Genomic DNA, 20,377 nt, shown 5'->3' with positions numbered 1-20,377 from the left:
TTCTAAAGGGAGGAGCAAATAAAAAGGACGCCTCAGCGTCCTTTTTATTTGGATCCAATTAAAGACCAGTAAGCAGTACAATCGCCACCTGGTTCATAATCATTTCGATAATAATTAAAGTCAAAATGGCGAAGATTGGAGAAAGGTCAATCATGCCCATATTTGGCATAATCCGGCGGAAAGGTGCCAGTAAAGGCTCAGCCAGCTCTTGCACGACTTCAATATAAGGCGAACGAGACTGGGTAAACATCACCACCCAGCTTAAAATAATGGTAGCGAAAATCAAATAACGACAGAAACGGATCAAATCCTGCATCATGGTGACAAAAGTCAAAATAATCAGATGGACAGGCCCATTCGGCATCCCCCCTGACAGATACATCATGCCAAAAATTTTAAGCAGATAAAGCACGACCAATAATGCCAAAGCAGCAGTACTGACTCGGCCTTTGGCCAAGGTTGGGAAAATTCGACCAAATACATCTACAATTTTAGTGGCTTTCACGGTAGAAAGAACCACAGGATTGTAAGGACTGACCGCTGCCAGTTGCATTAAAAATCGGAAGAATACGAGCAAAATCGCGACGTTAATGATAATGCCAAAAATTAGCGCAGAATTTGCACCCATACTTGAACGTTCCTAAAAATTAAACTGAAGATTTGCTGCTTTCACTGAGCTCTTGTGCCAGTTCTTGACTGCGTTTTTGTGCAGCGGCAAGTGCCGCCTGAATATTTTGAGAAATTTGCGCACGGTCGAACACTTCTAGTGCTGCCTGAGTCGTTCCATTTGGAGAGGTGACGTTTTTACGTAGCTCAGCCGGTGTATTTGAACTGGTGATGGCCATTTGTGCCGCCCCCAAAGCCGTTTGCAAAGTGAGTGCTGTGGCTACTTTTTCATCCAGACCTAAATTCTTGCCAGCACGAATCATACTTTCCATCATATAGAAAAAATAAGCAGGTCCCGAACCCGAGACTGCAGTGACTGCATCAATTTGTGCTTCTGAGTCAACCCAAATGGTCAGCCCGGTCGACGCCAGAACCTGACTGGCCAGCTCACGGTCACTGGTTTCCACAAATGCATTGGCATATAAACCATGTGCACCGGTCTGTACCAATGCAGGTGTATTCGGCATGACCCGGACAATACGCTCTGTCCCCAACAATGCTGATAATGTGGCAATTTCTGCACCGGCAACAATGGAAATAATCAGTTTGTTATTAACCAGACCTTTTAAAGGTTGCAGTACTTGAGCCAAAACCTGAGGTTTTACCGCCAATACAACGATATCTGCATCCTGAATTGCAGCACTATTATCCCCGGTCACATTAATTTCTTTTTCCGCCAATAAAGCACGGACTTTTTCGACCGGATCAGAAACTGTAATACGTGTTGCTGGCAAACCACGTGAAATCAGACCGCCAATTAAGGCTTGGGCCATATTACCGCCACCAATAAAACAGATATTACAATTTAAAGCTGCACTCATGTTCAATGCTCATCGTTGAGTTCTAAAGTTGAAAAAACCGAAATCGGCAGCCATCCGCCTGCTTCACAATATGCAGATTGGGCCAACCAAAATCCTTTAGGGGTAAACACGCCTAGCATAACATTATCTGTGCTTAATATTTGAATAGTATGCCGAGCCCAGGGAAATATTTGCGCTTCCTGAATGGCTTTTTTCAGTGGCCAGGTACCGACACGGCCATATAAATGAATTTTTTCGCCACCCTGCCGCTGCTGCAAATGCAAAGTTTGCTGCAACAATGCAGGAGATAAACCGAGCTGTGCAGGCGCGATGATAAATTTCCCTGACAAAACCTGTACGCTGTCTTTTAAAGCAAATTTTATAGTTTTCGGGCTAGTTTGAACTTGTTGCTGATCAGCTAAATAAGTCTCTGCGGTCAGACGATATAATTGCTGCTGATAGCGTACATAGTAAAAGCCTTGCCAATGCAATGCCGCCTGAGCATCTTGTTTGGCATAAATCACTTCGCGTTGCAAACGCTCCACCATATCTAAGGATGGACGATACTGTTGTTTACCTTTCATCCAGGCAGAGAGTAATTGACGTTGTCGTGATTTTGAAAGCTGTAGAAATTTACCAAGATCGAGCTGCGTTTCAGTCCCACAAGACGCTAAATCCTGTTGCAGCACTTCTTGTAAAATGTCTTGAGCATCCTGCATTAACTCACTGGTTCGCACCAAGGCGGCCTGCATTTTAGGATAACGTTCGCTTAATATCGGCCACAGCGTCTGGCGTGCCCAAGCCCGATCATAATGGGTATCAGCATTGGTCGGATCTTCAATATTCTCAATATTCAGGTCTGATGCCCATTGGCAAATCTGCTCACGGGAAATATCCAGCAATGGCCGCCAAATCGTGAGATTTTCACGTCCATCGATCTGCTTCATGGCTGCCAAACCGTCAACGCCGGCGCCAGACAATAAACGCAGCATCAGGGTTTCCGCCTGATCCTGCTGATGATGCGCTAACACCAACATTTCATCCGCTTGCAAATGTTGCAGATAGGCCTGATAACGTGAATTGCGCGCTTGCTGTTCCAGGTTGCCACTGGCGACATGAACTGGCTGAATGATGCAGGGAATATTCAATTGCTGACATTGATGTGCAACGAACTTACCCCAATCTGCGCTGAGTGCTTGTAACTGATGATCGACATAAATCGCCCGGACTTTTTCCGGGCATAAAAAAAACATCAGATGCAGCAACAGCATAGAATCTACGCCGCCACTGCATCCGATGAGAAATTTTGTCTCTGCAGGAAAGTCCTGCAGCTGTTTTAAGAAACCAGACCTAAATTGTCGCTGCCAAACTTCATTAAACGTTGGTAACGTGCTTCGCATCGTGCTTGCGCTTCCATTGGTTGCAGTTCATTCAAAGCTTCTTTCAGCACTGCTTTCAAGCTGTTCATGACCTGATCCGGATTTAAATGAGCACCCTCACCTTCATCCACCACATATTCTACAATACCCATTTTCTGCAATTTTTCTGCAGTCAGAGCCAAGGCTTCACTAGCCTGTTCAGCTTTTTCAGCGGTTTTCCAAAGAATTGAGGCACAGCCTTCCGGTGAAATCACCGAATAAATACTGTGAGAGAGCATCACCACACGATCTGCTACCCCAATACCCAGCGCACCACCTGAACCGCCTTCACCCAGTACAGTTGCAATCACAGGTACTTTCAAATTAGAAAGCTGAGCCAGACTGGTGGCAATCGCTTCAGCCTGACCACGTTCTTCTGCACCGACACCCGGATAAGCACCCATAGTATCAATAAAAGTAAAGACTGGCAGGTTAAAACGCTCTGCCATGTCTAGCAGACGCTGTGCCTTACGATAACCTTCTGGGTTACTCATGCCAAAATTATGCTGTAATTTTTCACGGGTGCTACGACCACGATGCTGACCAACGATCATCACCGGTTGACCATCGAAACGAGCCAGACCACCGATCATCGCGCCATCATCACCATATAGGCGGTCACCATGTAAAGCATCAAATTCAGTGAATATTTCACCCACATAGTCCAGGAATTGTGGACGTTCTGGATGACGTGCAATCTGCACTGTCGCCCATGCTTTTGATGGAGTTGCTTTATTTTTCATAGGTTAACCGTTTTCATCCCTATAAAGGTATTAATTAACAAACTGTTCGGATTGAATCGAGAGTTCAATCTCCCAATTTTTAAATTGCTGCTGTTCATCGTGCAGTTCAGCGACCAGCAATGGCCATTGCTTGGCATCACCAGACACGCTGAGTTGCCATTGTTGCGCATTTTCAACCTTGAGTTCAATGGCAGGAAGCATCTCATCGCTACGACTGTGATTGACCAAAACCGACAGACGAAGCAGCAAACATAACCATAAAAGTTTAGATCCACCGACTTTCATCACATCAATCTTGGCATCAGCGCGCAATTTACGCCGATGGTGCGCGACCAAATGTGACAAATGATTTTGATCAACTTGCGAGAAACCGGCAATATCCGAGTGTTGTAATAAATATGCGCCATGACGATGATAGCCACTGTGACTGATGGCCAAACCAATCTCATGCAGATAGGCGGCACGACGTAACAGGTCACTATCTTCAACACTCAAACCGAGTTCACTGGCCACGTCATTAAACAGTTTTTGTGCGGTCTGAACCACACGTTCAGCCTGTTTGGCATCGGCATTATAACGGCCGATCAAGGCATGCACGGAACGATCACGGATATCTTCATGCTTGAAACGGCCAAGCAAGTCATACATCACGCCTTCACGTAGTGCACCATCAGAATAGACCAAATGGTCAATTCCCAGTACATCAAAGACTGCATAGAGAATGGCAATACCAGCAGGTAAGACGGCACGACGATCATCTTTCAGACCTTCGAACTCCATGTCCGAGACATATTTATATTTAAGCAGTTTATCTTTGAGCTTTTCCAGGCCTTCACGCGTCAACTGTTCGCGATCATTGCTCCAGCCCATATTGACGCAAATCTGGCGGCAGGCTTTAATGGTGCCACTCGAGCCAACGACAGCATCCCAACCGGCTTCTTTATAAGTATTGGCAATTCCCGAAATTTCTTTACGTGCCGCAGTAACTGCTTTATCAAAGGCTTTGGCACTGATTTCGCCATCCTGAAAATAGGCCTTGGTAAACGCTACACAGCCCATTTGTACCGATTCGGTATAAATCGGCTCGAATTCTTCACCGATAATCAGCTCAGTTGAACCGCCACCGATATCAACTACCAGACGACGACCGCTGTTGGCCATGGTATGCGATACACCCAGATAAATCAGACGGGCTTCTTCACGACCGGCGATAATTTCGATCGGTTTCGGTAAAATTTCTGCAGCTTTCTGGATAAATTCATGGCCGTTTTTGGCTTGACGCAAAGCATTTGTCGCCACGATCCGCAAGCGGTTTGGCTGAACTGCGCCTAAACGTCCGACAAAACGGGCCAGACAGGCCAAACCGCGTTGCTGGGCGGCTTCGGTTAAATTCTTATTTTCGTCTAGTCCTGCGGCAAGCTGAACTTTTTCTGACATTGATGCCACTTTCTTCACTTCGCCATGGTCTACACGGGCGATGGCCAAATGAAAGCTGTTTGATCCCATATCGATGGCGGCAAGTAATTCTTCATCAATCAAAAAGTCAGACATTCCAGAAATAAACCTTTAACGAATTGTGCTTAGAGTAATTCACATGCATGCAATTTAAAAGCCATTTGTAGCGACAATTTAATGCCTTATTCTTTTTTGTATCGGGAATAATAGTGAGACACGATCATCACTATCGTGATCATCCATTAGACAAAATAACATTAAGCATTGAAAATTTACAGATTCCCCTACATTGTTAAAGATGGCTATGTAATACTAATAATTAGTTATCTTTAAAATATTAATCTGGAGCACATTCCATGTCTGGCAACATCATAAACACTACTGACGCAAACTTCGAAGCAGACGTTCTTCAATCAGACGTTCCTGTACTGGTGGACTTTTGGGCAGGCTGGTGTGCACCATGTAAAGCAATTGCACCCGTGCTTGAAGTGCTTGCTGATGAATACCAAGGTAAAGTTAAAATCGTGAAAGTTGACGTAACTTCTTGCGAACAAACTGCTGTAAATTTCAACATCCGTAACATCCCGGCTTTGTTGATGTTCAAAAATGGTGAAGTTGTTGCGACTCAAGTCGGTGCTGCACCAAAATCTAAACTGACAGCATTTATTGATGACAATATCTAAGCACAGCATTTTTAGTAAAAAATACGCGACTCATTCTCGCGTATTTTTTTCGGCTATAAATTGACAAACCTAGCATTTTCTCTTATATTCGCTACTCAAGAGATAAAGGATCCTAAATCCTGTCAATTTCTTACAAGACACATTACATAAGATGCCGCTCGGCAATAGAAATTGTTTTCCACATTTTCCTTTGAAACACTCAAACAGATCTCTGAATTGTTCTTTTGCAAATTCAATTGCTTTCGTTTGAATGCTGGTATGCGGCCGAATGTTACTCCCTTTCTAACCTGTACCTCAGAACTTTGATTCTATCTGACCACCTATGAATTTAACCGAACTCAAGAAAAAACCGATTGGCGAACTCATCAAGATTGCCGAGTTTATGGGCCTCGAAGGTATGGCTCGTAACCGTAAGCAAGACATTATTTTTGCCATCTTAAAACGTCATGCAATGAATGGCGAAGAGATTTTTGGTGATGGCGTTCTAGAAATTTTGTCAGATGGTTTTGGCTTTTTACGCTCAGCCGCAGGTTCTTATTTAGCAGGTCCTGACGATATCTATGTCAGCCCTTCTCAAATTCGTCGTTTTAACCTCCGTACTGGCGACACCATTACTGGCACCATTCGCCCGCCGAAAGAAGGCGAACGTTATTTTGCTTTACTTAAAGTCAATCAGATTAACTACGACACACCTGAAAATTCACGTAACAAGATTCTGTTTGAAAACTTGACCCCATTATTCCCGACCGAACAGTTGGTGATGGAGTTAGGCAATGGTACCACTGAAGATTTAACCACCCGTGTGATCGACCTAGTGGCCCCGATTGGTAAAGGCCAGCGTTCAATTATTGTGGCTCCGCCGAAAGCGGGTAAAACCATGCTGCTGCAAAGCATTGCACAGTCCATCGTTCGCAATAATCCTGAAGTTATTCTGATCGTTCTCCTGATTGATGAACGTCCAGAAGAAGTGACCGAGATGGAACGTACGGTTCGCGGTGAAGTCGTGGCTTCTACCTTTGATGAATCTCCTGCACGTCACGTTCAAGTTGCTGAAATGGTGATTGAAAAAGCAAAACGTCTGGTTGAGCACAAGAAAGATGTGGTGATTTTGCTTGACTCGATTACCCGTCTGGCACGTGCTTATAACACTGTGATTCCTTCATCAGGCAAAGTACTGACTGGTGGTGTGGATGCACATGCCTTAGAACGCCCTAAACGTTTCTTCGGTGCTGCACGTAATATCGAAGAAGGCGGTTCACTGACCATCATTTCTACTGCCCTGATTGAAACCGGTAGTAAAATGGATGAAGTGATTTACGAAGAATTCAAAGGTACAGGTAACCAGGAAATTACCCTTGATCGTCGCATTGCAGAAAAGCGCGTATTCCCTGCGATGAACATCAAGAAATCTGGTACTCGCCGTGAAGAACGCCTGATGTCAGAAGACAATCTGCGTAAAGTCTGGATTCTGCGCAAGCTGTTGCATACTCAAGATGAGTTGGCGGCAATGGAATTCTTACTGGATCGCATGAAAGAAACCAAGACCAACGATGATTTCTTTGATCAGATGAAACGCAAAGCTTCAAATTAAAATTTCAAATGAAAGGTCACCTAAGCGGTGGCCTTTTTTAGGTTGACATAAATTACAGAATGAAACAATCAAGCCTGATTTATGTAAACTTATTTTTAAGTTTTTGATTAATAAAATATTCAGATTAAAAATTGTATAACTTTTAAGTGTTTAACAAGCCTTTCTCCAATCTAAATGTTTCATTCCATTGTTATTTTCTGTTAAAAACTTCTTATTTTTTATCGTTTTTCCGTACTTTTTTGATCATTGCCAGTAGCAATTAAAAATGCGCAGTGATAGCATATTTGCAGACCAGTTAGACTGCTCCTGCGTTGTTAGTCCCTAACACAATTAGGAACAATAAAAGCACTTAACAGACTAACTTTGGTTTTTTTTAATCTCAATTTTTAGAGAGTGATGCCATGTTATTCAAAAAAATCGCTATTGCTGCTGCAGTTGCTACTACTTTAGCTTTCGTTGGTTGTGCTAAAAAAGCTGACGACGCTGCTGCTGACGCTAACCAAGCTGCTTCTGAAGCTGTAGAAGCTGCTTCTGAAGCTGAAGCTGCTGCTGACGCTGCTGCTGTAGAAGCTACTGACGTTGAAGCTTCTTCTGAAGTTGCTACTGAAGTTGACGCTGCTGCTGAAGCTGATGCTGCTGCTGCAGTTGCTACTGATGCTGCTGCTGAAGCTACTGCTGCTTCTGAAGCTGCTGCTCAATAATCTTCTAGATTATTCAGTACAAAAAAAAGAGAGCCTTTGGCTCTCTTTTTTATTTTTAAAACTGGAATTTAAAGATATTAGATTCCAGTTTTAAAAAGCAGATCAATTGACCTGCTCATTTCCCACACGTTGACGGAACTTCTGTCCGGCACGGAAGGTGACCACACGGCGTGCAGAAATCGGAATCTCTTCACCCGTTTTCGGGTTACGGCCCGGACGTTGACGCTTATCACGCAACTCGAAATTACCAAAACCCGAAAGTTTTACTTGCTCGCCTGAGATGAGCGCCTGGCTAATCTCATCGAAGAACAACTCAACCATTTGTTTTGCTTCACGACGGTTTAAACTCGTGAGCTCACTTAAATGATCAGCCATTTCTGCTTTAGTTAGTGCTGTCATGAAGCCCTCAATGTCGCTTGGTAAGTGTTTTCTAACACTTGAAGGATATTATCCATACCTGATTTAATTTCAGCATCTTCCAGTGTACGGCTTGGATGCTGCCAGAGAAGTGCAAATGCCAGTGAGCGTTTCCCTTCTTCTACTCCTTGTCCAGTGTACACATCGAACAACCAAGTTGAGTCTAAAAGCTCTCCGCCTGTTTTTTCGATAAGTCCCTGAATTTCGCTAACATTAATCTTATCACTAATTAAAAGCGCAATATCACGTCGAACCGATGGAAAACGTGATAATTCTGTAAAATTAGATACATAAGTTTGCAAAACAGCCGCTTGATCCAATTCTGCTACCCATGTGGTTGCCAGATCAAGTTCGTCTTCAAGTGAGGGATGTAAACGCCCCAAGTAACCAATTGATTGACCATTCACGAGAATTTCTGCGGATTGTCCAGGATGCAACCAGCTACGCTCTGAACGCACATATTCTACTTTGACACGACCAGCAGCCAAAATTTCTTCTACATCACCCTTAAAGTCAAAGAAGTCCATTGCAGCGGGTTTCACATGCCAAGATTCAGCATGACGTGAACCAGTCGCAATCAATGCAAAAGTTGGAATCTGTTTTAAATCATGGATGCTGCTGGCTTCTTGATAGTCAAAACGCAGACCGAGCTCAAAGAAACGTACACGGCTTTGCTGGCGGTTGACATTGTACTGAACACAAGGAATAAGGCTAGACAGCAAGGTTGAACGCATCACTGCCAAATCACTTGAAATTGGATTGGCTAATACTAATGGATTCACACTGGAATTAAGTTGCTTTTCAAGCTTTAGGTCTGCGAAGCTAAAGCTGATCGCTTCTTGGTAACCTAAAGTTACGGCAGTTTGACGGAGTTGGCCCAATTCAAACTGATCTTGGTATTTCGCCAGCTTCACATCAATCACAGGCAGGCTGATTTGAATATTGTCATAACCGTGAATACGCGCCACTTCTTCGATCAAATCTTGGTAAATCACCATATCATAACGATGTGATGGCGGTACCACTGACCACTCGCCTTCTGCTTTTACTGTAACTTCACAACCTAAACGGCTTAAAGCATCAGTAATGAACGCTGAGTCAACACTATAACCCAGCAGTTGATCGACTTGTGCTTGATTCAACTCAATTGCGTCGCGTGTTGGCAATAATGCTGCATTTTCGGCAACTGTAATTGGTCCAAACTCACCGCCCGCAAGTTCCGCAATCAATTGTGATGCGCGGTGCATAGCGATCAATGGCAATTCAAAATCGACACCACGTTCATAACGCTGAGAAGCATCAGTATGCAGGCCAAAGCTACGTGCACGACCGGCAATATGCAGTGGCGCGAAGAATGCTGATTCCAGGAAAATTTCAGTGGTTGCATCGCTGACTGCTGAAAACAAGCCACCCATAATACCAGCAATGGCCAATGCTTTTTCATCATCTGCAATCACCATCACTTTTTCATTCAGCTCCACTTCTTGTTCATTGAGCAAAACTAACTTTTCATCTTCTGTCGCTTGACGTACATGTACTGCGCCTTGAACTTTGCCGCCATCAAATGCGTGTAGCGGTTGACCCAGCTCCATCAGCACATAGTTGGTAATATCGACCAGAATGCTGTGCTGACGGATACCTGAACGTGCCAATGCACGCTCCATCCATACAGGAGTCACAGCCTTGGTATTGACGTTCTTGATCACACGACCCAAGTAACGTGGACAGCCTTCAGTCGATACAACGACTTTCTTTTCTTCGCTAATAGTCGCAGCTACTTCTTTAATTTCAGGGGCAGTTACTGGCAATTGGTTAATCACACCAATTTCACGTGCGATCCCGCGAATACTGAAGCAGTCCCCACGGTTCGGTGTAATGCTGATGTCAATCACGTTGTCATCAAGGTCTAGATATTCACGAATGTTCATACCTACTGGTGCATCCGCTGGAAGCTCTAACAAACCATCAATTTTATCTTCTAAATCGATTTCTGAAGCGCCGCACAGCATGCCTTGTGACTCGATACCACGTAGCTTGCCTTTCTTGATTTTGAAATCGCCTGGAAGTACTGCACCAATGGTCGCAACTGGCGCTTTCATGCCGGCACGTACGTTTGGCGCACCACATACAATTTGCAGTGGCTCACCTGAACCGATATTGACAGTGGTCACACGCAAGCGATCTGCATCAGGATGTTGTTCTACCGTCAGGACTTCCCCCACCACTACGCCGGTAAAGGGTTTAGCTGCAGGCGCAAGTTCATCCACTTCCAGACCCAACATGGTCAATTGATCAGAAAGTTTTTCGCTATCGATGGCTGGGTTGACCCATGTGCGTAGCCAATTTTCGCTAATTTTCATTGATATAAAACCTGTAATTCAAATCTCTAGAATCCCCCTCTGCTCCCCCATTTTCCAAAGAGGGAGAACTCCATCTATTTCGCGGAGTTCCTCTCCTTTTTAAAAGAAGAGGTTAGGAGAGGATTATTAAAAAGTTTTAAGCAAACTGGCGTAAGAAACGCACATCGTTTTGGAAGAACATACGTAAGTCATTTACGCCATAACGCAGCATTGCAAAACGTTCAACACCCAGACCAAAAGCAAAGCCTTTGTATTTTTCAGGATCAATGCCTGCAGCTTGCAGCACATTCGGATGCACCATACCGCAGCCTAATACTTCTAACCAGCGACCGCGTTCATCCATAATATCCACTTCCGCACTCGGCTCGGTGAACGGGAAATAAGATGGACGGAAACGTACTTTCAAATCTTTTTCGAAGAATTCGTTCAGCAGGTTAATCAGCAAACCTTTCAGTTCCGCGAAGCTGGTATTTTCAGCCACGTATAAACCTTCGATCTGATGGAACATCGGTGAGTGGGTTTGATCCGAATCACAACGGTAAACACGGCCCGGACATACGATCTGGATTGGTGGCTGCTGAGTTTCCATGGTACGAATCTGCACACCAGACGTATGCGTACGCAGCAAATGGTTCACATCAAAATAGAAAGTATCGTGCATGGCACGCGCCGGGTGATGACCTGGAATGTTCAGTGCTTCAAAGTTGTGATAATCATCTTCAACTTCAGGACCTGTTGCAACCGTAAAACCTGCCTTGGTAAAGAACTGGCAAATACGCTCTTGCACCTGGGTCACTGGATGGATACTGCCCACCTGCTGACCACGACCTGGTAAAGTAATATCAATGGTTTCGCTTGCCAGTTTTTGTTCTAAGGCAGCTTTATGCAGTTCTGCCTGACGTGATGTCAATGCAGCGGTAATAGTTTCACGTACAGCATGGATTTGTGCGCCGAAGACTTTACGTTCTTCAGGATCCATTTTACCAAGCGACTTAGATTGTTCCGCGAGCTGGCTTTTTTTCCCCGTAAATTGCACTCGTACTTGATCAAGTGCAGCAAGGTCTTGAGCTGCTGCAATCGCAGCGAGCGCTTCAGTGGTCAGGGCTTCCAGTGACATAGTAACTCTCAAAGCAACAGGTTAAAAAATATTTTAAAAACCCCACATTCTAACAGTTTTTAGACACTTTGATGAAGATGCGTTTTAAGGAAAATTAGATTGGCATGATTAAATATAAAAAGTATAAGATAAACACAATATCAATCAGATCAAATCACTATGGCACTCGATCAAATTTGGAAACAGCAACTAACCCTCGTCACTTACGGCAATGAGTATTTGACTCAAGACCTGAGTTTCAATCGTTGGATTCAACATTCCATTTTTAATCAGCATCAGTTTGCCTTTCGGGATCTGATATCACAACACCTGCTGGCCCAGCATTTCCAGATCTGGCTGGAAGGCCTGAAAAAACAAGGCGTGCGTCGCCTCAGCTTGCATCGCTCTGATTTACTGGTTGATGAAAAAAATCCGAATGCCAATATCGAGCTATTACCACTGGCGCATTTTATTGTCAGTCATGGCGCTAAAACCAAAACTGCCTGGATCATCGGCAAGGAACTGCCTGAATGGTACAGCGCAGACAATGATTACGAAGCACCTAAATCACAGCAATCCCCTTTACGCCATGAAACATTCTGGTGTTATGAGCTAAATCCTAAACTGGCCAAGCGCATTGATGTCGATCTGGAAGCCCCAAACTGGGATGATATTCAGGCCTATACCGATCATGAACTGTTTGAAAGTAGCCTTGCCCAAGATTTTACCGAACCTGCATATACCAATTTGCCTTATTACGGCACCATGCCTGCCATTCAAGCCGATAGCGAAAGTCATTTGGCCTTAATTCCCACTGACTATTCAGCGGATTATGCTCACCAGACTTTGTACCGCCTAGACGCCTTAAATGACTTTATTCAAACGAAAATCCAGCATCCCTATCGTGCAGATGGCGAAGTACTCAGCCCGGAGCAGCAACTTAACCTGCGACATTTTTCGCAAAAAATTGATGATTTAAGTGCTAAATTCATCAGCAAAGTCGCCAATCACTATAAAACTGCACAGCTAACACCAAAAGTTGCACCTGACCCATTTGTCGGTATGAGTACCGAAGACCGCTCACCAAAAATTTCTAAAGCAGAAAAACCTCAGGACCCAGGCAAATCCAGTTCATCTGCAAATGTGCTGACCTTAATTGTGATCACTGTGATTATCTGTCTGATTGGCTACTATTTCGGCCTTTAACATTTTGCCAGAAAAGCTTGAACATCACGGGCAGAATTCAATGGATATTTTGATATTCATGAGCAGGCATCAACTTGAAATAATGCTGACGATTTTGTGATGGTTTTCATCATCCATCAGATGATGGAATCACGACTGAGTATCTGTCTTAAAATTTCAGCATTATTTGAATGAGCCGAAGCTGTCATTTGCTGATCGGCCGGAAATGCTCTCTTAATTGACCGGTGGAGATATTGAGATAAAAAGATAAATCAGCCATACATTTCTAAGGGCTGATTTATTTTCTATCGTCTTTTCCCAGGTTTTAGATTTTTCTACGTTGAGCCAGCTGGGCCAGAGTATTCAAAAATTAAATGTCCCACTGATAACATAAGTCTTTAAGATTCTCGCCCAGATCGCTGGCATCTCCTTCACTGACAAAATAGGCGCCGGTCTTTTCATAAAAATAACGACTGGAATTCAGGTTCAATACGCTGCACTGCATATACTGGTAGGATTTTTCTCGACTTAAATCCAGACCCAATTGAACCAAATCACGTCCAATGCCGCGACCTTGAATATTTTGAAGCAAATAAAGTGCTCTCAATTCACTAATTGGTGCATCCACTGGAAAATTAAAGGCAGCAAATCCGAGCACCTGAGCATTTTCTTCATAGACAAATACCTGTCGATTTTCCTGTTCAAGCACAGAACGCTACAAGGCAGCTCTTTGTTCTACACACAATGCATCTAAAATTTCTTGTTTGATGATGTTTTTATAGCTTTCACGCCAGCTTTGTACGTGCACTTGGGCAATCGGCAGGACATCCTGTTGAGTGGCAAGTCGAATCATTATTTTTAAGCCTTATTTTTGATTATGCAGTTTAACAATGACTAAAAAATATAGGATTTACAATATTGATTTTTAAATAATATTTAAAATGACTACTTTTATTTAAGCATAAAAAAGACCACCAAATGGCGGTCTTTTTTCAAGTCATAAAGACTTATGCAGCCAATGCATCTTTAGCTTTAGAAGCTAAAGCAGCAAACGCAACTGCGTCATGCATAGCGATGTCAGCAAGTACGCGACGGTCGATAATCACTTGAGCTTTTTTCAAGCCAGCGATCATACGGCTGTACGACAAACCATTTTGACGAGCACCAGCGTTGATACGTGCAATCCACAAAGCGCGGAATTGACGTTTCTTCTGACGACGGTCACGGTAAGCATATTGACCAGCTTTGATTACCGCCTGGAACGCTACGCGGTAAACGCGTGAACGAGCACCATAGTAACCTTTAGCGCGAGCAAGAATTTTTTTGTGACGGCGATGAGCCTGTACACCACGTTTTACACGAGCCATTTATAATCTCCTTAGATGTACGGGCACATACGACGAACTGAAGCAACGTCACTTACGTGAACCATTACACAGCCGCGCAATTGACGAATACGCTTAGCAGATTTTTTGGTCAAAATGTGGCGTTTGAACGCTTGTTTACGCTTAAAACCGTTAGCAGTCGCTTTAAAGCGTTTAGCTGCACCACGGCGAGTTTTCATCTTAGGCATAACAACCTCTTTTGAACACCTGTTCGGCTCGTTTGCACCATTACAAAACGACCTGCAGGTAAGGGAGCGAGTATTCTAAAGCATCTTTGTTTAAAACAAAAGCATCTTCACCCAATAAGCGAATTTAAAGAATGATTTCGCTCTGAAATAATATCCAAGACTGGATCAGGAAAATTATTTTCAAGTTTAGAACATGGCAAAGGCCGCATAGACAAACAGATAACGTCCAATTTTAGCGATGCTGACCATCAGCAGAAAACGGACGAGGTTTTCTTTTAATAGTCCCGCAATCAGGGTAATCGGATCACCAATGATAGGCACCCAGCTCAGCAGTAAAGACCAGTAACCATATTTCTGATAGGTCTTTTGCGCCTTGAGCATCTTATCTGCTGAAACCGGAAACCACTTTTTATTTTTATAATGCTCAATCTTGAGTCCCAGATACCAGTTCACACAAGAACCCAGTATATTCCCCAAACTGGCCACCGCAATTAACAGTACCTCACTCTGCTCACCCTGCACTAAAAGCCCCAGTAGCACAGCTTCAGACTGTAAAGGCAGTAAGGTCGCTGCACCAAAGGCAGATAGAAACAGTAAAAACAGGCTCATTACAGCATTAACGGCTCAAGCCCATTTTTTTCTTGGCTTTACTATATTCCCAACTGGACCAAACGACTGCAGTCACCATCGCCATGATCCGCGCCCATTTATACTGCTCATTGAGCGGTGCAATTGCAGCACGTAAAATCTGCTGATCTTTGGTATTTAGGGCAGCAATCACCTGATCGATATGCACAATTTCAGCAACATACAGCACTAAACATGCAGCAATGCCGAAAAGAATGCTCCAGTAAATTCGGGTATTACTTTCAACAATCTTGGTAAAGTTCAGAAGAAAATCGTTCATATATCCATCCAATAAAAAACCACCGTAAGGGTGGCTTTATTTGCTTAAGGCTATTTTAGCATAAAGGCAGATGCTTAACTGACCTGTATCGCCAGCGCTTTCTGAACCGCAGGACGAGCATTCAAGCGATCAATATATTTGGAAACTTCAGGATAATCTTCCAGATTGATCTGCTGCCAGTCGTGTCGCAATAACCACGGAAATATCGCCATATCAGCAATCGAGTATTCGCCGGCAACATAATCCTGCCCGACCAGCTGCTTATTCAACACCCCATATAAACGCTTGCTTTCATTGACATAGCGCTCTGTGGCATAAGCAATCCGCTCAGGTGCAAAACGGCTAAAGTGATGATTTTGCCCGAGCATCGGCCCCAAACCGCCCATTTGCCACATCAGCCACTGTTCAACCTGAATACGCTTCACTTCATCAGTTGGATAAAACAGACCTGTTTTGCGACCTAGATATTGCAAAATCGCACCTGACTCAAAAATTGAAATGGCGCGGCCATGTGGCCCATCCTGATCAACAATTGCCGGGATTTTATTATTGGGAGAAATAGCCAGAAAATCGGACTGGAACTGGTCATTTTCCAGAATATTGATGGGAATAATTTGATATTCCAGCCCCATTTCTTCTAGAGCAATACTAATTTTATGGCCGTTGGGGGTGCCCCAATAATATAAATCGATCATTTTCTTTTAATACTCCCTGCACTTTTACTATGCGACGATGTACTCAACATAGAGGATTTAGAAAGAAACAACAAGTCTGCATTTTAAAATTATTTTTCAATAAATATCAAAATCTTATTAAAAATTTATATATTTTTTTCTTTTTGATCTTGAAAATTTCAGCTCCAAACACATATTTATTTCTGCATAAGGATTGCGTCAATCTTATGCGCTGTTGATGTCTGACATGACAGATCTTATTTTCTTGTTTTTATAACTTTGCTTTAGTGAGAAGGTTCTAATCATGAGTAACTTAAATCTTCATCCATTATTTCGTCGTAGTATTGGCTTTGATCGCTTGAATGACTTTATTGACTATGCCATGCAAAGCGATGCACCGAATTACCCACCGTATAATATCGAAAAGCGTGGTGAGAATAATTACCGCATCGTGGTGGCAACTGCGGGTTTTCGTCAGGAAGAACTCGACATTCGTCTGGAAAATAAGTTGCTGACCATCCTAGGCAAGCCTGAAAACCAGAGCAATGACAGTATTGAATTCCTGTACAAAGGCATTGCGCGACGTGCATTTAAATTGTCTTTACGTCTGGATGAATATATTGAGGTACAACAGGCAGACTATGAAAATGGTTTATTGATCATCGACTTGCAGCGCATTATTCCAGAAGAAAAATTGCCACGTCAAATCCCGATTGGCAATAAACTGCTCATTGCAAACGATGAAAAATCAGTGGAATAAGCTTGATTAAGTACGCAAAGGAAGGTCCGAAAGGGCCTTTCTTTTTGGCTACAGATTACCTAAGCTCATTAAGGCAATACGCTTTCTGATCATAAAAATAAACCATGAATGTGCCAGAAAACATCCTGTTTCATCAAGCTAGCCCGATCATGCGCGCTATGGGATATTTACTGTTTTGTTATCCGGTCGGAATATTCAGCATTTTTTATTTCAGCAGTGTGCGTAGCAATTCCAGTTTTTTCCAAGGACTATTATTTTTATGGCAGGAGTCTCCTGACTTTTATATTTATATTGGCGGCTTTCTTGGTCTTTCGCTGCTTATGCTGGGAACTAAACTGAAAATCACCTCACAAGCTATTTATTATACTTTGGCCAGTTTCCGCATCAGCCTGTGCTTAAAACGACATTCGGTACAGTATAGCTTTCTGAATCCACGCTATGCTTCTCTCAAAGCACATCTCAAAAGCTGGCTCTATAACATGCCAGCGCATGTGATTAGTCAACGCGATGGCACTTTGGATTTTAAATTGTGCCAGCCCGGTCTGATGAATCAAATTTTTCTTGGATTTTTCCGGATTCAGCTGTCGATGTTTTCCCGCCCGCAAGCTCAACAGATTATGCAGGCCATACAAAGTGCCTGGAACTTTAGAGCATAAAAAAAGCCCTGCATATGCAGGGCTTTTTTCGCTTAATGAGTGCTTACTTTTTCTTTTTAGGACCAAGTAGCATACCCATTTGACGGCCTTCCATTTTCGGCATCTGCTCAACAGTACCGAATTCAGCCACGTCAGCTTCAATTTTTTGCAATTGAGCTAGACCCAACTGTTGGTGCGCCATTTCACGACCACGGAAACGAAGCGTGATTTTCACCTTGTTACCTTCTTCAAGGAACTTGATGATTGCACGTAGTTTTACGTTGTAATCACCAACATCAGTACCCGGGCGTAGCTTGATTTCTTTCACCTGGACTTGATGTTGTTTTTTCTTCGCTTCTTTCTGCTTTTGCTTAAGATCAAACAAATGCTTGTTGAAGTCCATGATCTTACATACTGGTGGTTCAGCGTTTGCTACGATCTCAACAAGATCAAGTTCAACACTTTCTGCTGCGCGTAGGGCGTCAGCTAAGCTTACAATCCCTTTCTGCTCACCATTTTCGTCTACAAGACGGACTTCTTTCGCACGAATTTCATCATTCAAGGCAGGACGGTTTGATTTGTTACCGCCCTGTTGATTACGGTCAGGCTGTTTAATCGCTGTTACTCCACAATGTACCGGCCGCGTTCGGCTACGGCTGCTTTTACTAGGTCAACGAAAGCATCGATTGACATAGTACCCAAATTTGTTCCTGAGCGGGTACGCACGTTTACGGTACCTTCCTCTACTTCACGGTCCCCAAGTACCAGTAAGTAAGGAATACGCTCTAATGTACGTTCACGAATCTTAAAGCCGATTTTCTCATTTCTCAAGTCAGAAATTGCACGGATACCGTTTTCTTTAAGTTTTGCGACGACTGACTCACATGCCTCAGCTTGAGAATCGGTAATGTTCATCACACACGCTTGCATTGGTGCCAACCAAGGTGGCATGAAGCCTGCGTAGTGTTCGATCAGTATACCAATAAAACGCTCGAAACTGCCAAGAATTGCACGATGTAACATTACTGGCTGATCGCGGTCATTATCTTCAGTGACATAAGACGCATCCAGACGTTCTGGCAAGTTAAAGTCACACTGAATGGTACCACACTGCCAGACACGACCTAAGCAGTCTTTCAGAGAGAATTCAATCTTCGGACCGTAGAATGCGCCTTCGCCTGGTTGAAGTTCCCACTCAAGACCTGCAGCATCTAAAGCATCTGCCAAAGATTTTTCTGCCATATCCCAAAGCTTGTCATCACCCACACGTTTTTCAGGACGCGTCGACAACTTCATTTGTACTTCTTCAAAGCCAAAATCTTTGTATACATCCAGTGTCAATTTGATAAAGTTTGCAACTTCAGGACCAATCTGTTCTTTGGTACAGAAAATATGCGCGTCATCCTGAGTAAAGCCACGCACACGCATAATGCCATGTAAAGAACCTGATGGTTCGTTACGATGACATGAACCAAACTCTGCCAAACGTACAGGAAGATCACGGTATGACTTCAAGCCTTGGTTGAACACTTGCACGTGACAAGGACAGTTCATTGGCTTCACCGCATAGTTGCGATTTTCAGAATGCGTGGTGAACATGTTGTCTGCATAGTTGGCAGCATGTCCTGATTTTTCCCACAGCGTGAAATCGACAACTTGCGGGGTACGGATTTCTTCGTAGCCATTGTCTTGCTGAACTTTACGCATGTATTGTTCAAGCACTTGATAAATGGTCCAGCCATTTGGATGCCAGAACACCATACCCGGTGCTTCTTCTTGCATATGGAACAAATCAAGTGCTTTACCGATTTTACGGTGATCTCGTTTTTCTGCTTCTTCAATCCGTTTTACATAAGCCGCAAGCTGCTTCTTGTCTGCCCACGCTGTACCGTAAATACGTTGTAGCTGTTCGTTTTTCGCATCACCGCGCCAGTAAGCACCTGAAATTTTAGTCAGCTTGAACGATTTTAAGAATTTGGTGTTTGGAACGTGCGGACCACGGCACATATCCAAGTAATCCTGATGGTAGTACAAGCCCATTTGGGTTTCTTCAGGCATGTCTGCGATCAGGCGCAATTTGTATTCTTCGCCACGCGCAGTGAATTCAGCAATCACTTCATCACGCGGCGTCATTTTTTTCACAACATCATAGTCCTGATCGATGAGCTTTTTCATACGCTCTTCAATCGCTGCCATGTCGTCTAAGGTAAACGGACGTGGCATCCAGATGTCATAGTAGAAACCTTCCTCAATGACCGGACCAATGACCATCTTTGCTTCTGGGAACAGTTGCTTAACCGCATGACCGACCAAATGCGCGCAAGAATGGCGAATGATCTCGACACCGGCTTCGTCTTTAGGCGTGATAATTTGTAGTGTTGCATCTTCAGTGATGAGATCAGACGCATCAACCAAACGATCGTTGACACGACCAGCAACTGTATTTTTTGCAAGACCAGGACCAATGCTAAGTGCAACGTCCATCACAGATACGGCGTGATCAAACTGTTTTTGATCGCCATTTGGCAAAGTGATAATTGGCATAAGAAATCCTTAAGGAGTGATGCCCCGTACCATGGAGCATATCACCGCGAGATTATGATCGAGGCACAGCCTCAAAAGATAAAAACGGTGGATAAATAAAATCGATTCGAATTTTACACGGCTTGGCCGCATGATTAAACCTTTTCCCAATAAAAATAAGATTTACCGT

23 protein-coding genes are annotated in these 20,377 nt (G+C 43.6%); 6 read left to right on the top strand and 17 right to left on the bottom strand.

The genetic code is table 11. The annotated features are described in order from the left end of the window. Positions 1–58: 58 nt before the first annotated feature. From FTT86_RS09675 to ppx, 5 genes are read right to left on the bottom strand one after another with little or no spacing between them, the layout of a single operon-like run. On the bottom strand, positions 59–628 hold the full coding sequence (locus FTT86_RS09675; RefSeq protein WP_004278259.1) for a YggT family protein: 570 nt from the start codon (positions 626–628) through the stop codon (positions 59–61). A 19-nt stretch (positions 629–647) separates the two neighbouring features. Next, positions 648–1,487 carry a pyrroline-5-carboxylate reductase gene (gene proC, locus FTT86_RS09670; RefSeq protein ID WP_004647533.1) on the bottom strand — a complete coding sequence of 280 codons (840 nt, stop codon included), beginning with the start codon at positions 1,485–1,487 and terminating at the stop codon, positions 648–650. Positions 1,488–1,489: 2 nt separating this feature from the next. Then, positions 1,490–2,866, bottom strand: a complete 1,377-nt coding sequence (gene tilS / locus FTT86_RS09665; protein WP_180087062.1) for a tRNA lysidine(34) synthetase TilS — start codon at positions 2,864–2,866, stop codon at positions 1,490–1,492. Then, on the bottom strand, positions 2,803–3,627 hold the full coding sequence (locus tag FTT86_RS09660; RefSeq protein ID WP_004278263.1) for an acetyl-CoA carboxylase carboxyltransferase subunit alpha: 825 nt from the start codon (positions 3,625–3,627) through the stop codon (positions 2,803–2,805). The genes tilS and FTT86_RS09660 overlap by 64 nt, the downstream gene beginning before the upstream one ends. Before the next feature lie 30 nt (positions 3,628–3,657). Further along, positions 3,658–5,178, bottom strand: coding sequence for an exopolyphosphatase (gene ppx / locus FTT86_RS09655; protein ID WP_180181088.1), 1,521 nt, complete (start codon positions 5,176–5,178; stop codon positions 3,658–3,660). A gap of 260 nt (positions 5,179–5,438) precedes the next feature. Between ppx and trxA the strand changes: the two genes are divergently transcribed. The 3 genes from trxA to FTT86_RS09640 all read left to right on the top strand — a co-directional run bounded on the left by trxA (position 5,439) and on the right by FTT86_RS09640 (position 8,057). Then, positions 5,439–5,765, top strand: coding sequence for a thioredoxin (gene trxA, locus FTT86_RS09650; protein WP_005250793.1), 327 nt, complete (start codon positions 5,439–5,441; stop codon positions 5,763–5,765). A 322-nt stretch (positions 5,766–6,087) separates the two neighbouring features. Further along, a complete protein-coding gene (gene rho / locus FTT86_RS09645) occupies positions 6,088–7,356 on the top strand; it encodes a transcription termination factor Rho (RefSeq protein WP_004278267.1) in 1,269 nt (422 codons plus the stop codon). 401 nt (positions 7,357–7,757) lie between these two features. Beyond that, entirely contained in the window at positions 7,758–8,057 is a 300-nt protein-coding gene (locus tag FTT86_RS09640) for a hypothetical protein (protein ID WP_005250791.1), read from the top strand. Between the two features lie 102 nt (positions 8,058–8,159). Here FTT86_RS09640 and FTT86_RS09635 read toward each other — a convergent pair whose 3' ends face one another. The 3 genes from FTT86_RS09635 to pheS form a co-directional block, all read right to left on the bottom strand. Then, on the bottom strand, positions 8,160–8,456 hold the full coding sequence (locus FTT86_RS09635) for an integration host factor subunit alpha (protein ID WP_004278269.1): 297 nt from the start codon (positions 8,454–8,456) through the stop codon (positions 8,160–8,162). Then, positions 8,453–10,834, bottom strand: coding sequence for a phenylalanine--tRNA ligase subunit beta (gene pheT, locus FTT86_RS09630; RefSeq protein WP_148334987.1), 2,382 nt, complete (start codon positions 10,832–10,834; stop codon positions 8,453–8,455). Before pheT ends, FTT86_RS09635 begins: the two co-directional genes overlap by 4 nt. Positions 10,835–10,970: 136 nt before the next feature. Next, entirely contained in the window at positions 10,971–11,951 is a 981-nt protein-coding gene (gene pheS, locus FTT86_RS09625; protein ID WP_004278272.1) for a phenylalanine--tRNA ligase subunit alpha, read from the bottom strand. Positions 11,952–12,110: 159 nt separating this feature from the next. Between pheS and FTT86_RS09620 the strand changes: the two genes are divergently transcribed. After that, positions 12,111–13,136 (top strand): hypothetical protein, encoded by a 1,026-nt coding sequence (locus FTT86_RS09620; RefSeq protein WP_005107810.1) that lies wholly within the window; start codon positions 12,111–12,113, stop codon positions 13,134–13,136. Positions 13,137–13,485: 349 nt separating this feature from the next. Here FTT86_RS09620 and FTT86_RS09615 read toward each other — a convergent pair whose 3' ends face one another. The 7 genes from FTT86_RS09615 to FTT86_RS09585 form a co-directional block, all read right to left on the bottom strand. After that, positions 13,486–13,824 (bottom strand): GNAT family N-acetyltransferase, encoded by a 339-nt coding sequence (locus FTT86_RS09615; RefSeq protein WP_180181087.1) that lies wholly within the window; start codon positions 13,822–13,824, stop codon positions 13,486–13,488. Between the two features lie 6 nt (positions 13,825–13,830). Continuing rightward, positions 13,831–13,968 (bottom strand): hypothetical protein, encoded by a 138-nt coding sequence (locus tag FTT86_RS16110; protein ID WP_005250783.1) that lies wholly within the window; start codon positions 13,966–13,968, stop codon positions 13,831–13,833. Positions 13,969–14,122: 154 nt separating this feature from the next. Then, positions 14,123–14,482 carry a 50S ribosomal protein L20 gene (gene rplT / locus FTT86_RS09605; protein WP_004647525.1) on the bottom strand — a complete coding sequence of 120 codons (360 nt, stop codon included), beginning with the start codon at positions 14,480–14,482 and terminating at the stop codon, positions 14,123–14,125. An 11-nt stretch (positions 14,483–14,493) separates the two neighbouring features. Further along, positions 14,494–14,688, bottom strand: a complete 195-nt coding sequence (rpmI, locus tag FTT86_RS09600; protein ID WP_004278281.1) for a 50S ribosomal protein L35 — start codon at positions 14,686–14,688, stop codon at positions 14,494–14,496. A gap of 186 nt (positions 14,689–14,874) precedes the next feature. Continuing rightward, positions 14,875–15,297, bottom strand: coding sequence for a YqaA family protein (locus tag FTT86_RS09595; protein ID WP_005250780.1), 423 nt, complete (start codon positions 15,295–15,297; stop codon positions 14,875–14,877). Positions 15,298–15,304: 7 nt separating this feature from the next. Continuing rightward, positions 15,305–15,595 carry a hypothetical protein gene (locus tag FTT86_RS09590; RefSeq protein ID WP_004647523.1) on the bottom strand — a complete coding sequence of 97 codons (291 nt, stop codon included), beginning with the start codon at positions 15,593–15,595 and terminating at the stop codon, positions 15,305–15,307. A gap of 74 nt (positions 15,596–15,669) precedes the next feature. Beyond that, a complete protein-coding gene (locus FTT86_RS09585; RefSeq protein ID WP_180087063.1) occupies positions 15,670–16,290 on the bottom strand; it encodes a glutathione S-transferase family protein in 621 nt (206 codons plus the stop codon). Between the two features lie 283 nt (positions 16,291–16,573). Here FTT86_RS09585 and FTT86_RS09580 point away from each other — a divergent pair, with 283 nt between their 5' ends. Continuing rightward, a complete protein-coding gene (locus tag FTT86_RS09580) occupies positions 16,574–17,029 on the top strand; it encodes an Hsp20 family protein (RefSeq protein WP_004732955.1) in 456 nt (151 codons plus the stop codon). 104 nt (positions 17,030–17,133) lie between these two features. Continuing rightward, on the top strand, positions 17,134–17,685 hold the full coding sequence (locus FTT86_RS09575; RefSeq protein ID WP_180181086.1) for a hypothetical protein: 552 nt from the start codon (positions 17,134–17,136) through the stop codon (positions 17,683–17,685). Positions 17,686–17,728: 43 nt separating this feature from the next. Here FTT86_RS09575 and infC read toward each other — a convergent pair whose 3' ends face one another. After that, positions 17,729–18,280 (bottom strand): translation initiation factor IF-3, encoded by a 552-nt coding sequence (infC, locus tag FTT86_RS09570; RefSeq protein ID WP_071850398.1) that lies wholly within the window; start codon positions 18,278–18,280, stop codon positions 17,729–17,731. Between the two features lie 5 nt (positions 18,281–18,285). After that, on the bottom strand, positions 18,286–20,208 hold the full coding sequence (thrS, locus tag FTT86_RS09565) for a threonine--tRNA ligase (protein WP_005107823.1): 1,923 nt from the start codon (positions 20,206–20,208) through the stop codon (positions 18,286–18,288). Positions 20,209–20,377 lie beyond the last annotated feature (169 nt).

The sequence above is a fragment of the Acinetobacter sp. YH01021 genome, assembly GCF_013420255.1.
In the GTDB taxonomy this organism is placed as follows: Bacteria; Pseudomonadota; Gammaproteobacteria; order Pseudomonadales; family Moraxellaceae; genus Acinetobacter.
The sequence above is the reverse complement of the archived record's forward strand: the minus strand, read 5'-3'. Positions and strand labels throughout refer to the sequence as shown.